Here is a 1,574-nt window from a genome sequence, read left to right on the forward strand (position 1 = left end):
GGCACGTTGCAACAAATGTAGGAGCGGATTTATCCGCGATGCGCCGCGCGGGCGGCGCTCGATTTCAAACACGCCAAAAACCTCAACCCATGCCCCTCAAAAAAAACCACCCCACCTAAAGCCCCACGCAATCAGGCCGATAACCCGTTACCCCTGTCTCCCACCACGAAGGTCCCCATGGCCACGCAAAACGCCCGCGCGGACTCGCTCTCCCTGCTGCTGTTCACCCTGCGCAGCGGCAAGCTGATGGCAATCAACCTGCTCAAGGTCAGCGAGATCATTCCCTGCCCAACGCTGACCAAGCTGCCCGAATCGCACCCGCATGTGAAAGGCGTAGCGACCCTGCGCGGCAATTCGCTGTCGGTCATCGACCTGTCCCGGGCCATCGGCGAACGCCCGCTGGCCGACCCCGACGGCGGCTGCCTGATCGTCACCGAGGTCAGCCGTTCGCGCCAGGGCCTGCATGTACAGGCCGTGAGCCGCATCGTTCATTGCCTGAGCACCGACATCAAGCCGCCGCCCTTCGGCTCGGGCAACCGCTCGTACATCACCGGCGTCACCCGGGTCGACGACAACCTGGTGCAGGTGCTGGACATCGAGAAGGTCATCCACGCCATCACCCCGCCCGAACCCGTGGCGCACCCGGGCGCACTCGGCGAAGAAGACGCCAGCCTGCTGGCCGCCGCCAACATCCTGGTGGTGGACGACAGCCAGGTAGCGCTGCAGCAGTCGGTCCACATTTTGCGCAACCTCGGCATCGACTGCCACACCGCACGCAGCGCCAAGGATGCGATCAACGTGCTGCTGGAACTGCAGGGCACCGCGCAGGAGATCAACATCATCGTGTCCGACATCGAAATGTCGGAAATGGACGGCTACGCGTTCACCCGCACCCTGCGCGAGACACCGGACTTCCAGCACCTCTACGTGCTGCTGCACACCTCGCTGGACAGCGTGATGAGCGCCGAAAAAGCCAGGCTGGCCGGGGCCAACGCCATCCTCACCAAGTTCTCTTCGCCCGAGCTTACCGACTGCCTGGTGGTTGCCGCTCGTACCGTGGTGTTTGCCGAGCGCTGAAGGTCCGTGCTGTCATATTCGGCGACAAACTCCCCAGCCCGCTGCCGGGGATGACTGGGCATAATTCGCGCCCCTCGGATCATTCGTCGGAACCGCGCCATGAAGTTTTTCAGCTCTCTCATGATCGCTTGCGCCCTCTTCAGCGTTAACGCCCAGGCCTCCAGCAGCCAGGCCTGGAACGAGCAGCGCCAGCAGATGCTCAAGGCTTGCCTGGCGGCCAGCCAGTTCAAGGATGCCCACGCCCGCGGCAAACCTGCGGAGTTCGATGACCAGGTGGGGTTCAGTGCCCTGCTGATCGAAGGGGTTTATCCACAGAAGCACATGCAGGGGCGCACGGGCACGGAGTTGTGCCTGTATGACCGCAAGCAGCAGCATGCCTTTGTCAGTGAGTGGAATCCTGAGGCCAGGTGAGGGGCTGCGGGGCGCATGCCTTGGGTTTTGAGGTGTGGCACAAATCGAGCGCCGCCCGCGCGGCGCATCGCGAGCAAGCTCGCTCC

2 protein-coding genes are annotated in these 1,574 nt (G+C 63.5%); both read left to right on the top strand.

From position 1 onward, the window contains the following. Nucleotides 1-177 precede the first annotated feature (177 nt). Entirely contained in the window at nucleotides 178-1,077 is a 900-nt protein-coding gene (locus PMI38_RS21015; RefSeq protein WP_008098432.1) for a chemotaxis protein, read from the top strand. A gap of 99 nt (nucleotides 1,078-1,176) precedes the next feature. Beyond that, a complete protein-coding gene (locus tag PMI38_RS21020) occupies nucleotides 1,177-1,488 on the top strand; it encodes a hypothetical protein (RefSeq protein ID WP_008098433.1) in 312 nt (103 codons plus the stop codon). Nucleotides 1,489-1,574: the final 86 nt, after the last annotated feature.

The organism is Pseudomonas sp. GM84, from assembly GCF_000282535.1.
Lineage (GTDB): Bacteria > Pseudomonadota > Gammaproteobacteria > Pseudomonadales > Pseudomonadaceae > Aquipseudomonas.

Excerpts from the sequence above, each read along its gene's own strand:
- PMI38_RS21015 (WP_008098432.1), top strand. The coding sequence starts at position 178 with ATGGCCACGCAAAACGCCCGCGCGGACTCGCTCTCCCTGCTGCTGTTC.
- PMI38_RS21020 (WP_008098433.1), top strand. The coding sequence starts at position 1,177 with ATGAAGTTTTTCAGCTCTCTCATGATCGCTTGCGCCCTCTTCAGCGTT.